The 14164-nt window shown below is 60.7% G+C and carries 8 protein-coding genes, 2 rRNA genes and 1 riboswitch (1 of these 11 running past the window's edge); of the genes, 4 read left to right on the top strand and 6 right to left on the bottom strand.

The window, feature by feature from the left end; translation table 11 throughout:
* Positions 1-9: 9 nt before the first annotated feature.
* Positions 10-1356 carry an LLM class flavin-dependent oxidoreductase gene (locus H351_RS12780; RefSeq protein ID WP_029255772.1) on the bottom strand — a complete coding sequence of 449 codons (1347 nt, stop codon included), beginning with the start codon at positions 1354-1356 and terminating at the stop codon, positions 10-12.
* Positions 1339-1452, bottom strand: a riboswitch (SAM riboswitch). It overlaps the preceding gene by 18 nt.
* Before the next feature lie 78 nt (positions 1453-1530).
* Positions 1531-2436, bottom strand: coding sequence for a phosphodiesterase (locus H351_RS12775; RefSeq protein ID WP_020970159.1), 906 nt, complete (start codon positions 2434-2436; stop codon positions 1531-1533).
* A 339-nt stretch (positions 2437-2775) separates the two neighbouring features.
* Here H351_RS12775 and H351_RS12770 point away from each other — a divergent pair, with 339 nt between their 5' ends.
* Both H351_RS12770 and H351_RS12765 read left to right on the top strand, forming a co-directional pair.
* Positions 2776-4149 carry a dicarboxylate/amino acid:cation symporter gene (locus H351_RS12770; protein ID WP_003940669.1) on the top strand — a complete coding sequence of 458 codons (1374 nt, stop codon included), beginning with the start codon at positions 2776-2778 and terminating at the stop codon, positions 4147-4149.
* A gap of 172 nt (positions 4150-4321) precedes the next feature.
* Positions 4322-4681, top strand: coding sequence for an excalibur calcium-binding domain-containing protein (locus H351_RS12765; protein WP_020970160.1), 360 nt, complete (start codon positions 4322-4324; stop codon positions 4679-4681).
* 52 nt (positions 4682-4733) lie between these two features.
* On the opposite strand, the gene H351_RS12760 is transcribed toward H351_RS12765, so the two are convergent.
* Complete coding sequence (locus H351_RS12760) at positions 4734-5852, bottom strand: alpha/beta hydrolase (protein ID WP_019749282.1); 1119 nt, start codon at positions 5850-5852, stop codon at positions 4734-4736.
* Positions 5853-5963: 111 nt separating this feature from the next.
* Here H351_RS12760 and H351_RS12755 point away from each other — a divergent pair, with 111 nt between their 5' ends.
* Both H351_RS12755 and H351_RS12750 read left to right on the top strand, forming a co-directional pair.
* Positions 5964-9146, top strand: a complete 3183-nt coding sequence (locus tag H351_RS12755; RefSeq protein WP_029255773.1) for a DEAD/DEAH box helicase — start codon at positions 5964-5966, stop codon at positions 9144-9146.
* A gap of 113 nt (positions 9147-9259) precedes the next feature.
* On the top strand, positions 9260-9835 hold the full coding sequence (locus H351_RS12750) for a TerD family protein (protein WP_003940660.1): 576 nt from the start codon (positions 9260-9262) through the stop codon (positions 9833-9835).
* 82 nt (positions 9836-9917) lie between these two features.
* Here H351_RS12750 and H351_RS12745 read toward each other — a convergent pair whose 3' ends face one another.
* The 3 genes from H351_RS12745 to H351_RS12735 all read right to left on the bottom strand — a co-directional run.
* Entirely contained in the window at positions 9918-11237 is a 1320-nt protein-coding gene (locus tag H351_RS12745; protein ID WP_244891484.1) for a plasmid pRiA4b ORF-3 family protein, read from the bottom strand.
* A 489-nt stretch (positions 11238-11726) separates the two neighbouring features.
* Positions 11727-11843, bottom strand: a 5S ribosomal RNA gene (gene rrf, locus H351_RS12740).
* Positions 11844-11995: 152 nt separating this feature from the next.
* Positions 11996-14164: ribosomal RNA gene (locus tag H351_RS12735) — 23S ribosomal RNA — on the bottom strand; it runs 966 nt beyond the window's last position.

The following is a 14164-nucleotide window of genomic DNA, read 5'->3' as shown; positions in this document are numbered from 1 at the left end:
CCTCGTCTGTCAGGCGGCCGGAGTGCCGGCGGCGTAGCGGTTGGGAACGTCGATGGGTAGATCAAGGAGTCCGCGAAGATTCGTCTGCGGATATTCGGTGCGGAATACGTTGCGTCGCTGCAATTCAGGCACCAGCTCACCTGCGATGGCGTCGAGGTCGTCCACGAGGACGCCCGGCCGCAACCGGAAGCCGTCGATTCCCAACTGCTGCCACCGGAGCAGGAGATCCGCCAACTCCGCAGCAGAGCCGGTGAAGGTCAGCGCGTCCGAACGGTATTCGGCGCCGGCCTGCGCGTCGAGGCGAGCGAGCCGTTCCTTTCCGGTTTCTTCCGGCGTATCGAAGAAGACGACGATGTCGGTGAAGACCCGAAGAGGTTCGCCGGTGCGCTGCACGTGTTCTTCGGCTGCTCGCACTTCACCCAGGATTGCCGTGACCTGCTCGTCGTCGAACGGCGTCACGAACACCAGATCGGCCGTCCGCGCCGCCAGTTCGTACGCGACCCGCTGATGTGCCAACGCGGTAACGACGGGATGCCCCTGCGGCGGGCGCGGAGTCACCGACGGTCCACGGACCGAGAGGTACTTTCCCTCGAAGTCGATGTAGTGCAGCTTGTCTCGGTCGATGAACCGGCGCTGCTCCACGTCGCGGATCTCGGCGCCGTCCTCCCAGCTGTCCCAGAGTCGCCGGATTACGTCAGCCGCCTCCGCAGCTTCGTCGAACAGGTCGCGCACGAAGTCCGGGAGGACGCCTGAAACGATCGACTGACGGTCGGCATCGGTGAGCGCGGGGATGTCGCGACGCCCAAACTGTGCTGCCTCGGATTCCGACGCCGAAACCTTCACCTGCCATCCGGCGCGACCGCGCGAGGTGTAATCCAGCGTGGCAACGGCTTTGGACACGTGAAACGGCTCGGTGTGAATGGTGGTGATGGTCGGGATCAAGCCGATGTTGCTCGTGATCGGTGCCAGTCGGGCGGCCACGAGATGTGCGTCGAGCCGAGCGCGCACCCGATCAACCGCGTCGTCGACGGGCTCGAGTGGGTTGGCCGGCACCGAGAGACTGTCCTCGATGGTGACGAAATCGAGCAGACCACGCTCGGCGGTCGTCACCACGTCAGTCCAATACGACGCGCTGAACAGCTCACTCGGGCGCGAGTGTGGCTCTCGCCAGGCTGCAGGGTGCCAACCGGCACCGTCCAGCGCTACGGCGAGATGCAACGGAGCAAGATGAGAAGAGGGGGTGGAGGTCATCGGCGCATACTCCTGTTCGAGAACTACTCGGGAGCGCACAGTGCCGACCGCAGAAACCGTCAGCACCCGACTGACGGTTCTCGTGGCGACTGCCGCTTGCGACACGCACCGCGCGTATCGCCAGGTGTGATTCCGGGGCACCCCATCGGCATGAAGGGTTGCCGTCCAGCTAGCCGGTCCTTGTTGCTGGAGCTCTGCACCTACCTCGACGGTAGTGAGTACGCGACAGCCCGGCAATCACCCAGAACTGCGCCGGGGTGCCGGAAACCGCCTGCCACCTCAGATGATCGAGCGTGCCGCCTTTTCGCTCTCGAGGATTCGAATACCGGCAGCGCTGAGCCTCCGGGCTCCCTCGGCCGCGTCGACAGGCTCACCGACCGTCACGTGCGCGCCGAGTGGAACGACCGAATGAACAATTGTCTCGTCGTAGACGTGCACCAGGTTGCACCCCTGAGCCCCGTCACGACCACGCTGACCACCGACTTCCACGTTCAAGTCCTGGGTGTAACACGTCGACGACGCCACGGACACCGGAATGCCGGCGAACGTCGCCGTCGTCGAATAGTGCAGATGCCCAGCAAGAATCGCCCGGACGTCGCTGCCACGCAAGACGTCTGCCAACCGGGACTGATCGCGCAACTCCACCAGAACCGCGAGATCCTGAATGCACGGAACCGGCGGATGATGCAGCGCCAGAATTGTTCCGTCGGGCGCGGGCACCGCCAATTCTGAGCGTAGCCAATCCAATTGACGATCCGAGATCTCACCGTAGTGGTGACCGGGAACCGACGAATCCAGGGTGATCACCCGCAGTCCGTCAAGGTCGTAGACGTTGTCGACGGGATGATCGGTGGCGTCCTCGCCCAACAGCAGAGACCTGAAAGTAGAGCGGTCGTCGTGGTTGCCCATCGCCCAGATGACCTGCGCATCGATCTCGGCCGCCACGGGTTCCACGATGGCTTTCAATTCCGCGTATGCGTCGGGGTGTCCCTGGTCGGTCAGGTCGCCGGTGAATATCAGTGCATCCGGGCGTGCGCCCGAGGCCACGATCCCGCTGAGCACTTCCCGCAATCTCGTCGACGCATCCACGGCGTCGTACAACTCCCCCTGAGCCACCAGATGCGTGTCACTGAGGTGCACCAGGAAATGCTTCGGACGCGGGTACTCGGCATTCCGAACGCTCATCGGTCTCTCGCTTCCGCTTGCCGACGCTTAGGCGCCGGTGCGGCACCTACTGATCGTCGAGACTAGTCAACCGACCAACAGTGACTGATCGGGGCACGCCCGACGAACACGAAGCGAACTCCCGCGGCGACCCTCGGGATCGAGTAGTTGAAGCTGCGAGTAGTGTGTGGACAGTGTTGTTCCTGACCAGTCGGCGTTACGTCGACCTTCGCCTGCAGGCGAGCGCAATGTGTACGCGCTCGCTCTGACCTGACGCGTACCAGGAAACATTTCTTCGAATCTGCCCGGCCTCTGGTGCCGCGCTGCGTTTCGCTCCCTTGATTTTCGAAAGGCATAGTCATGCCCAGCTCCACCTCCACCGGCGTGCCGGAAAAGTCCACGTCCCGTTTTCCGTCCTGGGCGACGGCATTCGGACCGCAGATCGTCGCCGGTCTCGTACTCGGCGTCATCATCGGTCTCGTCGCCCGGGCAATGCCTGATGCAGCCGACGGCAACGTCAACTGGTTGGTCGGCACCGTGCAGACCATCGGTTCGAGTTACGTCAAGCTGCTCACCGTTGCGGTGATCCCGCTGGTGTTCACCGCCATTGTCAGCTCCATCGCCAACCTGCGCCAGGTCGCCAATGCAGCTCGCCTGGCCGTGCAGACCTTGCTCTGGTTCGCGATCACCGCTTTCATCGCTGTGATCATCGGCATCATCGTCGGCCTGATCACCGATCCCGGTTCACGGACCGACGTCGCCGCCGAAGCCGCGAAGGAACCCAAGAGCTCCGGCTCGTGGTGGGCGTTCATCACCGGACTGGTTCCGAACAACTTCCTGGGGTTGGGTGCAAAGACTTCCGTCGCCGAAGGCGTGGCGACTACATCGCTGAGCTTCAACGTCCTGCAGCTGCTCGTCATCGCCGGCGCAATCGGCATTGCTGCACTCAAGATCGGTCCCAAGGCTGCGCCGTTCCTCGAGTTCAACGCTTCGCTGCTCGCGATCGTCCAGAAGGTCCTGTGGTGGATCATCCGCCTCGCCCCGATCGGCACCGCCGCGCTGATCGCCAACGCTGTCGCCACCTACGGCTGGGATGCGATCGGCTCGCTGGGCGTCTTCACCGCCGCCATCTACATCGGTCTGGCCATTGTCTTCTTCGTGGTCTACCCCATCCTGATTGCCGCACACGGTCTCTCGGTTCGAAGCTTCTTCTCCGGTGTCTGGCCCGCAACTCAGCTCGGGTTCGTCTCGCGCTCGTCGATCGGCACCCTGCCGCTGACCGAACGCGTCACCGAACGCAACCTCGGTGTTCCGCGTGAGTACGCCTCGTTCGCCGTTCCGCTCGGTGCCACCACGAAGATGGACGGTTGCGCCGCAATCTATCCCGCGATCGCGGCAATCTTCGTCGCCGGCTTCTACGACGTTCCGCTGACCTTCACCGATTACCTGCTGATCGTCGTCGTTTCGGTCATCGGCTCGGCAGCAACGGCCGGAACTACGGGTGCGACAGTCATGCTCACACTCACACTCTCCACCCTGGGTCTTCCCTTGGCCGGCGTCGGACTGCTCCTCGCAGTCGAACCGATCGTCGACATGGGCCGTACCGCAGTCAACGTCACCGGCCAGGCACTGGTCCCGGTCATCGTCGCAAAGCGTGAGGGAATCCTCGACAAGGAGCGCTTCGACGCTCCCCGCAACGGTGATCCCTTCGCCGAGGAACTTGTCGACGCGTAACCCTCGCTGACAGCAGCAGCGTCCCCGCACCCGAGCAATACGGTGCGGGGACGCTGCTTTTCACCCCAGGTTTCACCCTTACTGAAATAAACCATTTGGTCGTTATGACCAGTATGCTCAGCCGGCACAGCCCTCCGAAGTGGAAGGGCTGCCCAGTTGAACACGAGGTCACATGAAGCTCCGCCGTCTGGCATTCAGCATCGCAGGTTGCGCCGCAATCACTCTGGTTGCCGCACCCGCCGCTCAGGCATCCACGGTTTTCGATTTCCTACCGATCGAGATCGCACGCATGATTCCGACTGGCTCTGCCGACGCAGTCCAGCCGTTCCTTCCCCCGGTCTTCGCACCGCCTGCACCGCCCGCTCCGCAAGCGCCCCAGAACCAGCCGGCGCCGCAGAACACTCCCGCACCGGCGCGGTATTACCAGAACTGCACTGCCGTGCGTAACGCCGGCGCAGCTCCGTTGTACCGGGGCCAGAACGGATATGCCCCGCATCTCGACCGGGACAACGACGGCATCGCCTGCGAGTGATCCAACGCTCGGGTTGTGGTGCACCCACAACCCGAGCACTGTTGTCGAACCGTCAGACGCCCAATGCCCGGGACAGAGTCGGCCACGCCTTGGGCAGTCGTTCACGCCAATATGCCCACGCGTGTGTGCCGTTCGGCTCGTAATCCACCTGCGCCGGAATCTTCAGCTCCTGCAACCGCGCGTCGAACATCTTGGTGCAGGCGTGCGCAGCAACCTCGATGCCGCCGCCGATCACCAGGCGCTCGAGCAGTTCAGGAGTCTGCAGCGTCTCGTCGGATCCGGGACGACCATTTGCCGTCGACACGTAGATTTCCTTGCCACGCAGCTTCTCTGCGTTGATCAACGAATCGTGTGCCTCCCACTCGGGGCCTCCTGGCACACCCCAGATGTTGGCCGGATCTCCGCTTCGCGAAGAAATCGTGGCCTGGACGGCAGTTCGGCCGAGCGGATCCATCGTGGAATAACAGCCGCTGAACACGGCAACGCCGCGATACATGTCCGGAAAGCGTTGGGCGAGCATCATTGCACCCATTGCGCCCATGGAATTGCCGGCAATCGCGTTGATTCCGTTGGTCTTGAGTCGCGCGTCGATCAGCGGTGGCAACTCCTCGGTGATGAAGGTTTCCCACTTGTGCAGTCCCAGCCGCGGATCCGGATTCTCCCAGTCCGAGTACAGGCTCGCGATTCCGCCATTAAGCATCACGACGTTGACGTTCTTGTCGGCGAAGAACGCCGGGGCGCCGCCGATCGTCATCCATCCGCTGCTCTTCTCTCCGGCGTCGACGCCCTCGAGCATGTACAGCGCTGGGCGCGGAACCGAATTGTCCGCGGGTAGCAAGATCTCGACGCCGACCTCGCGTCGAAGTGCAGGCGACGCCACCGTCAGCCTGACTGCCTGCGGTGCGGTCACCTTCTCGCCGACGATGGCCGGGACGACGATGTCGTCGCGCAGCTCCGGCTTGGGGCCCGGATCCTCCTGAAGCGGTCCTGGGATCGTCGACCCCGAACTCACGCTGCCCTCGACGCTGCCCAGACTTCCCGAGCTTCCCGAGCTCCCGGAACTCGGCGCTGCCGTCGACAGTCCGCCCAACTGCAAAGAAAGTGCACAAACGGCCAAACACACCGCACCTGTGCGCGCAGATCGGATCCACGCACGCCGCTCAGTCCTCATGAAACTCCCAAACCAGTCAAAGATGTTTCCGTGAACATACCGTGCAGTTCGGACTTTCTTGGACAAACGACCACGACAAGATCTGTCGGTCACCGCTACTAGGCTGGCCCCGTGCAACTGGATTCAGTCAGGGCCCTCGACCTCGACCGAATTCGCGCTGTCGTGGGCACAACCACCTACGAACGCGGACTTGTCTACCTGCGGCAGAATGCAGTCGAATCCATCGGATGGAACGACACCGCTGACACCTTGACCGGCGCTGTATCGGGAACTGCGCGGGAGCCGTACACCTGCACGATTTCGGTAAGTCGCAGCGCGGCCGGTACAGCAACGTTCACGCGTGGCCTCTGCACGTGTCCCGTGCGGATGAACTGCAAGCACGTAGTCGCGTTGGTGCTCGCAGCGGTTGCCGAGGCGAACAAGACTCCACAACACCTCGGATGGGACAGCGCGCTCGAGGAGTTGCTCCGACCAGACCCGGCCGGCCGCACTACACGTGGACTTGGCATTCAATTCACCACCCGAACCAAGGGCGCATCGACAAGGCTCATCATCAAACCCGTACAACCAGGAGCGAGAGGGTGGATCTCCGGCGGGCTCGCCTGGAACAAACTCGGAAGCACTTTTCAGTTCCCCGCAGATCACCTCCGGGTTCTACGCGACATACATCTCCTCCACAGCGCCGGCAACTACTACCGAAATCAAAATGCCGCGGAAATCGATCTTGCCGGGTTCGCAAGCCCGCAACTCTGGTCGCTTCTTCGTGAGGCCATCAGCGTCGGCGTTTCACTCGTTCACTCGAAGGCCGGCCTCGGCAACATCTCCCTACTCGACGATGCCAGCATCTGCCTCGACGTCCACGGTGTAGAAGACAACAACCTCCGCCTGACGCCCCGAATTCAGGCCGGTGGGCACATCGTGACTCATTCCGACTGGGGACTGGTCGGCACGCCGGCACATGGCGTCTTCGCGCTCGACGCCGCCAACGCGATCACTCTCGCACCACTGCACACGCCGATAACCCACCAATTAAGGCAGTTGATCGACTCCGGAAAATCGGTCGACATACCCGCCGAGCATCGGGATGCATTCACTTCGCGGTTCGTGTTCAAACTCGGAAACCTCGCTCCCGTCATATCTTCCGACGGCGCCTACAACCCACCGACTGTGTCCGGTCCTCGGCTACAACTGGTCGCCACGTACGCGGACAACCACCGCATCGACATCGAATCGGCATGGAAGTACACAGTCGATGCCGACGAACTGATCATTTCTACCGCAGACACAACCACCGACGAGTCCGAGATCCGCAACCACGTTGCCGAAGATGCCATTGCCAAGAGCCTCGGTGCGGCCGCGGCGAAGGCCACTCTCGCGGGAACGTTGGCCGGTCTCGATTCCATGCAGTTCACACTCGACCTCCTCCCCCAACTCGACGCGAACGACGACGTCGACCTCACCGTCGTGGGCACTCCCGCCGACTATCGGCCCGCAGACGACGCTGTCGTGATCGGCCTCAGCACGTCAGCCCCCGACGGGAGCAGCGGATCCGACTGGTTCGACCTCGACGTCACCGTCGACGTTGCGGGACAAGGCGTTCCGTTCACCACGCTGTTCTCCGCCCTGAGCAAGGGTGAGACTCACATACTGCTGCCGGACGGCGCCTTCTTCCGACTCGACGCACCTGACCTTCTCGGTCTACACCGACTCATCACCGAAGCGCGGTCGCTGCTCGATCGACCAACCGGCAAACTCGCGATCAGCAAGTTTCAAGCCGGGCTGTGGGAAGAATTGACGGCACTGGGAAGAGTCGAACATCAGGCAGCAGCTTGGAAGAAGCAGATCGCAGGATTGCTCGGCGGTTCCGGGATCGATCCCGTCGATGTCCCCGCCACGTTGACGGCAACACTGCGCCCCTATCAGGTCGACGGATTCCGCTGGCTCAACTTCCTCCGGCAGCACAGCCTGGGCGGCATACTCGCCGACGACATGGGCCTGGGCAAGACCCTGCAAACTCTCGCAATGATCTGCACTGCACGGCAATCGAATCCAGCGGCGCCGCCCTTTCTGATCGTTGCTCCCACCAGCGTGGTCTCCAATTGGAAATCCGAAGTGGCCAAGTTTGCACCAACCCTCCACACCGCTGTCATCACGGATACTCTGCGGCGCAGAAGAACCGACCTCGCAACACTCGTCGACGGGGCAGACATCGTCGTGACGTCGTACGCTCTCTTTCGCCTCGACACCGATGCGTATTCGGCGGGCGTCTGGTCCGGACTGGTACTCGACGAAGCCCAATTCGCCAAGAACCACAAGTCCAAGGTCCACCAAAGTGCGACGGCAGTGAACGCACCTTTCAAACTCGCGATCACCGGTACACCCATGGAAAACAATCTCATGGAGTTGTGGTCGCTCCTTGCGATCACTGCACCAGGACTGTTTCCCAGCCCCACCACGTTCACCGACGTCTACCGCACTCCCATCGAAAAGGAAGGCGACACAGAGCGATTGGCGCAACTTCGGCGGCGCGTCAAACCGCTGATGGTTCGGCGCACCAAGGAACAGGTGGCTGCAGACTTGCCGCCGAAGCAGGAGCAGGTACTCGAGATCGAGTTGCATCCGAGCCATCGCGCGATCTACGACACCCACCTGCAACGCGAACGGCAGAAGATTCTCGGACTGCTCGACGACGTCGACAAGAACCGATTCACGATCCTGCAATCGCTGACGGTGCTACGCCAACTCAGTCTCGACGTCTCGCTGGTCGACGAGGAAAGCGGACCTGTCCCCTCAGCCAAGGTCGACGCTCTCGTCGAGCAATTGGACGACGTCATTGCGGGCGGACACCGTGCGTTGATCTTCAGCCAATTCACCGGGTTCCTCGGTTCTGTCCGCAAACGACTCGAAGTGGAAAAAATTCCGTACAGCTATCTCGACGGTTCGACGCGCAATCGCGGTGAAGTGTTGGAGGAGTTCAAGTCTGGCGTAGCCCCCGTATTCCTGATCAGCCTCAAGGCTGGTGGCTTCGGCCTCAACCTCACCGAGGCCGACTACTGCTTCATTCTCGACCCTTGGTGGAACCCGGCCGCCGAGGCACAAGCGGTCGATCGCACTCACCGCATCGGGCAGACACGAAACGTCATGGTCTACCGTCTCATTGCCAAAGACACGATCGAAGAGAAGGTCATGGCGCTCAAAGCCAAGAAGTCGGCATTGTTCTCGAATGTCATGGACGCCGAAGGGACACTCGGCACCGGACTCGACGCCGAGGATCTTCGCGCGCTGTTCGAGTGAGGTAGCTATTCGGTCGAACCGCACCTACCCGCTCACGGTAATGTGAGTCGAGAACGGACAACACAGAACTCCCGAACGAAGAAATCCACTTCGTTCGAACGAGAGGAACCTGAATGGGCGTCACACTTGCCAAGGGCGGCAACGTATCTCTGTCGAAAGCCGCACCCAACCTCACCAAGGTCGCAGTCGGTCTCGGCTGGGATGCACGCAGCACCAGTGGTGCCGACTTCGACCTCGACGCCAGCGCGTTGGTCACCGGCCCGGAACGCAAGGTTCTTTCCGACCTGCACTTCGTCTTCTACAACAACCTTCGCTCGCCCGACGGATCCATCGAGCACACCGGCGACAACCTCACCGGTGAAGGTGACGGCGACGACGAAGTCATCAACGTCGACCTCCCGGCTGTACCGCCCAACGTCACCAACATCTTCTTCCCCGTCTCGATTCACGACGCCGATGCCCGACTCCAGTCCTTCGGGCAGGTCACCAACGCCTACATCCGCGTCGTAGATCTGTCGAATGGATCCGAACTGGCACGATACGACCTCTCGGAAGACGCTTCCACCGAGACCGCCATGCTTTTCGGTGAGCTCTACCGCCACAACGGCGAGTGGAAGTTCCGCGCAGTCGGACAGGGCTACGCATCCGGACTCGCCGGCATCGCCCGCGACTACGGCGTCAACATCTGATCTCTACCAGGACACGAAACGGGGTTCGATTCGGCTGTGCCGGATCGAACCCCGTTTCGGTTGTCTGCATCGAACGCGCGAGTTAACGCTGCAGGATCGCCCTCGCCAGGTGAGCTGCCCAGGGAGAGTCCTCTTTGGTGCCGAACTTCCCCAGCTCGTACCCCGTAGCGCCGATCAAACCGAGCACCTCTACGGTGCTCCCGGACGTGTCACGTTTGGAAGTCTGAGCGCCGGACATGAGGATGCTTGACGACCGAATCGACTCCAGTGCTCCCGCGACGAAGCGATGACGATCTGCCGGCGACAAACCAGCGGCTACGGCGAGGAGGACAAGAAGTTCCACTGCTCTCTGCGAGCCGCCCGGCGCCACCGGAACGCTGTCGACGATCACCGACCACATGATTGATGCGTCCCGCTGCGCTGACTGTCCCCGCTTCGTCAGCACAATCTGCCCTTTGTGCTTTCGCACCAGGCCAAATCTCTTGAGTACTGCGAAGAGTGATCGCCCCTTGGGAAGGTTGACAGGTCCTAGTTCGGGTTCGTCGAGCATCGCGTCGACCGTCGTGAAGAAGTCATCAGCGTCGACCCCTTCGACACCGATCAGCGTCAAGACCGCTTGAAGGCGTTGGCCCGCCTCGACGTGGACCAACTCTCCGATTGCCGACTCATCGTCAATGCCGGCTCGGGCGAGGACCGCGCGCAGTTCCGGGACTCGCGAGGGTTCCAGGCATTCGACGAGCATTGCGGTGTCGTACGGCGCAACGATCTCGTCCGGTCGAGGTATATGAAGCCGATTGTTGACCTCAGCGATCTCGAATCGTGTCGGCTCGAATTCGGTTTGCGGCCATTCGAGGGTCCATTCGTGGGAGCGCAACTTCTCCGAAGCGAGGACACCGAGGAGCTGCTCGTACTCGTCAGGCCCGACGCATTCCTCCGGCGGACACGCACCGCGACCCGCGGCACAGACAATTTGGAATCCGTCGGGCAGTACTTCCGAAGATTCAAGTGTCAGCGTGTGACTCCAGTTTCCGAAGCGTCCGTAGCGATATCTAAGTTCATCGCCCGGCGAGACCATGACCTCGTCCAGACGTACCGCAGACTCCACGATCGCCACTCGTCCGGCGAGGCGCTGCTCGGCGTTGCTTCCGGAAGCTACATACTCTTCGACCTCGCCGGGAAATCGGGTTCCTGACTTGGACCACGCGTGCGAATGACGGTCACTCCACCCCATTGCCCGTTGAACCACCGAATGCAGGTCACCCAGATTCAAATCCGACGCGACGAGAATTCGTCGCCAGATCTGAGTGGATACATTGTCGACGCTGATACGTATCGCGTATTGCGCCGGAACCGCGCGCCTCTTCGAACGTAACGATCGCGCAATCTGAATGCCCCCACGCACTCCGCCAGCTTCTTGTACAAACCTTTGCAGTTCTTCAGGTTCCGTCGGAACGAGTCGCAAATGCGACACCCGCGAGCTGCTCAACCCCACCATGACACTCAGCCTAGGCCAAAGTACTAGGGACAAAGGCACAAAATCGGAGAGTACTTCGCACCTATGAGAGGGTTCACAATCTGTACCTTGGCTAACCAGTCGCTACGTGCGTCGGCGCTGGCATCTTCCTCACCCAATTCCTGCCCTGATGGTGCCCTGATCGTGCGAACGGTACGTTCGGTCGATCTGAGGCGACGAAAGTGTCGTTCGCTCGATCCCGGACGGGGTGGTGAGCCGGCCGTGCGCCCGCCCCTTGATGGTGTGAACGGGGCGTTGGGTCGATCTGAGGCGACGGACGTGCCGTTCGCTCGATCCGGGGGGTGGTTTTTGGGGGGGGTGTTTTGGGTACGAGAAAGCCCCCCAACCAGTACTGGTTGGGGGGCTTCTCTACATTGTGTTCGGCGGTGTCCTACTCTCCCACACCCTGTCGAGTGCAGTACCATCGGCGCTGAAGGGCTTAGCTTCCGGGTTCGGAATGGGACCGGGCGTTTCCCCTTCGCTATGACCGCCGTAACTCTATGAAACTGTCACAGTAACCAACCTGTGATCCAGATCCTCCACACACCCACCACCCGTGAATATCAAGGGGTGATCGATGATGGATGATCGAAATCAAGGTATCTGTGTGTTGTTTCAGATACCGCACAGTGGACGCGTAGCTTCTTTGTGGTAAGTCCTCGGCCTATTAGTACCAGTCACCTGCATGCATTACTGCACTTCCAGTTCTGGCCTATCAACCCGGTGGTCTGCCGGGGGCCTTACCCCCTCGAGGGGGTGAGAAACCTCATCTTGGAACAGGCTTCCCGCTTAGATGCTTTCAGCGGTTATCCCTTCCGAACGTAGCTAACCAGCGGTGCTCCTGGCGGAACAACTGGCACACCAGAGGTTCGTCCGTCCCGGTCCTCTCGTACTAGGGACAGCCTTCCTCAAGTTTCTAACGCGCGCGGCGGATAGAGACCGAACTGTCTCACGACGTTCTAAACCCAGCTCGCGTGCCGCTTTAATGGGCGAACAGCCCAACCCTTGGGACCTACTCCAGCCCCAGGATGCGACGAGCCGACATCGAGGTGCCAAACCATCCCGTCGATATGGACTCTTGGGGAAGATCAGCCTGTTATCCCCGGGGTACCTTTTATCCGTTGAGCGACACCGCTTCCACTTGCCGGTGCCGGATCACTAGTCCCGACTTTCGTCCCTGCTCGACCTGTCAGTCTCACAGTCAAGCTCCCTTGTGCACTTGCACTCGACACCTGATTGCCAACCAGGCTGAGGGAACCTTTGGGCGCCTCCGTTACATTTTGGGAGGCAACCGCCCCAGTTAAACTACCCACCAGGCACTGTCCCTGAACCAGATCATGGTCCGAGGTTAGAGGTCCAATTCGATCAGAGTGGTATTTCAACAACGACTCCACGATAACTGGCGTCACCGTTTCACAGTCTCCCACCTATCCTACACAAACCGAACCGAACACCAATACCAAGCTGTAGTGAAGGTCCCGGGGTCTTTTCGTCCTGCCGCGCGTAACGAGCATCTTTACTCGTAATGCAATTTCGCCGAGTCTACGGTTGAGACAGCTGAGAAGTCGTTACGCCATTCGTGCAGGTCGGAACTTACCCGACAAGGAATTTCGCTACCTTAGGATGGTTATAGTTACCACCGCCGTTTACTGGGGCTTAAATTCTCAGCTTCGCTCCCGAAGGAACTAACCGGTCCTCTTAACCTTCCAGCACCGGGCAGGCGTCAGTCCGTATACATCGTCTTACGACTTCGCACGGACCTGTGTTTTTAGTAAACAGTCGCTTCTCACTGGTCTCTGCGGCCCCACCCAGCTCAGACAGTAAATGTCGTCACCAAACAGGGCCCCCCTTCTCCCGAAGTTACGGGGGCATTTTGCCGAGTTCCTTAACCATAGTTATCTCGATCGCCTTAGTATTCTCTACCTGACCACCTGTGTCGGTTTGGGGTACGGGCCGTGTGAAAGCTCGCTAGAGGCTTTTCTCGGCAGCATAGGATCACTGAATTCGCCTCAATCGGCTACGCATCACGTCTCAGGCTATGTGTGACCCGGATTTGCCTAGGTCACGCCCTACACGCTTACACCAGTATTACCACTGACTGGCTCAGCTACCTTCCTGCGTCACCCCATCGCTTGGCTACTACCAGATCAGGTCCCATGCATCCACCAACTCGAGACCCGAAGGTCTTCTCGTGGCTTCAGGATGGTTAGTATCACTGATTCACCATGGGCGCGTTCACACGGGTACGGGAATATCAACCCGTTGTCCATCGGCTACGCCTGTCGGCCTCGTCTTAGGTCCCGACTCACCCTGGGCGGATTAACCTGGCCCAGGAACCCTTGGTCATTCGGCGGACGAGTTTCTCACTCGTCTTTCGCTACTCATGCCTGCATTCTCACTCGTGTGGCCTCCACGGCTAGGTCACCCTGCCGCTTCCATGGCCACACGACGCTCCCCTACCCATCCACACACCTGCCAGAAAATCCTTGGATCAACTGGGGGCTATTGCGTGAATGCCGCAGCTTCGGTGGTGTACTTGAGCCCCGCTACATTGTCGGCGCAGGATCACTTGACCAGTGAGCTATTACGCACTCTTTCAAGGGTGGCTGCTTCTAAGCCAACCTCCTGGTTGTCTTCGCGACCCCACATCCTTTTCCACTTAGTACACGCTTAGGGACCTTAGCTGGCGATCTGGGCTGTTTCCCTCTCGACTACGAACCTTATCGCCCGCAGTCTCACTGCCGCGCTCTCACTCACCGGCATTCGGAGTTTGGCTGATTTCGGTAAGCTTGTGGGCCCCCTAGACCATCCAGTAG

The organism is Rhodococcus erythropolis R138 (assembly GCF_000696675.2).
Classification (GTDB): domain Bacteria; phylum Actinomycetota; class Actinomycetes; order Mycobacteriales; family Mycobacteriaceae; genus Rhodococcus_F; species Rhodococcus_F erythropolis.
This window is presented reverse-complemented; position numbering and strand designations above follow the sequence as displayed.

Bases quoted from the DNA above. Each gene is read 5' to 3' on its own strand.
- H351_RS12750 (WP_003940660.1), top strand. From the start codon at position 9,260: ATGGGCGTCACACTTGCCAAGGGCGGCAACGTATCTCTGTCGAAAGCC.
- H351_RS12770 (WP_003940669.1), top strand. From the start codon at position 2,776: ATGCCCAGCTCCACCTCCACCGGCGTGCCGGAAAAGTCCACGTCCCGT.
- H351_RS12775 (WP_020970159.1), bottom strand. From the start codon at position 2,436: ATGAGCGTTCGGAATGCCGAGTACCCGCGTCCGAAGCATTTCCTGGTG.
- H351_RS12765 (WP_020970160.1), top strand. From the start codon at position 4,322: ATGAAGCTCCGCCGTCTGGCATTCAGCATCGCAGGTTGCGCCGCAATC.
- H351_RS12760 (WP_019749282.1), bottom strand. From the start codon at position 5,852: ATGAGGACTGAGCGGCGTGCGTGGATCCGATCTGCGCGCACAGGTGCG.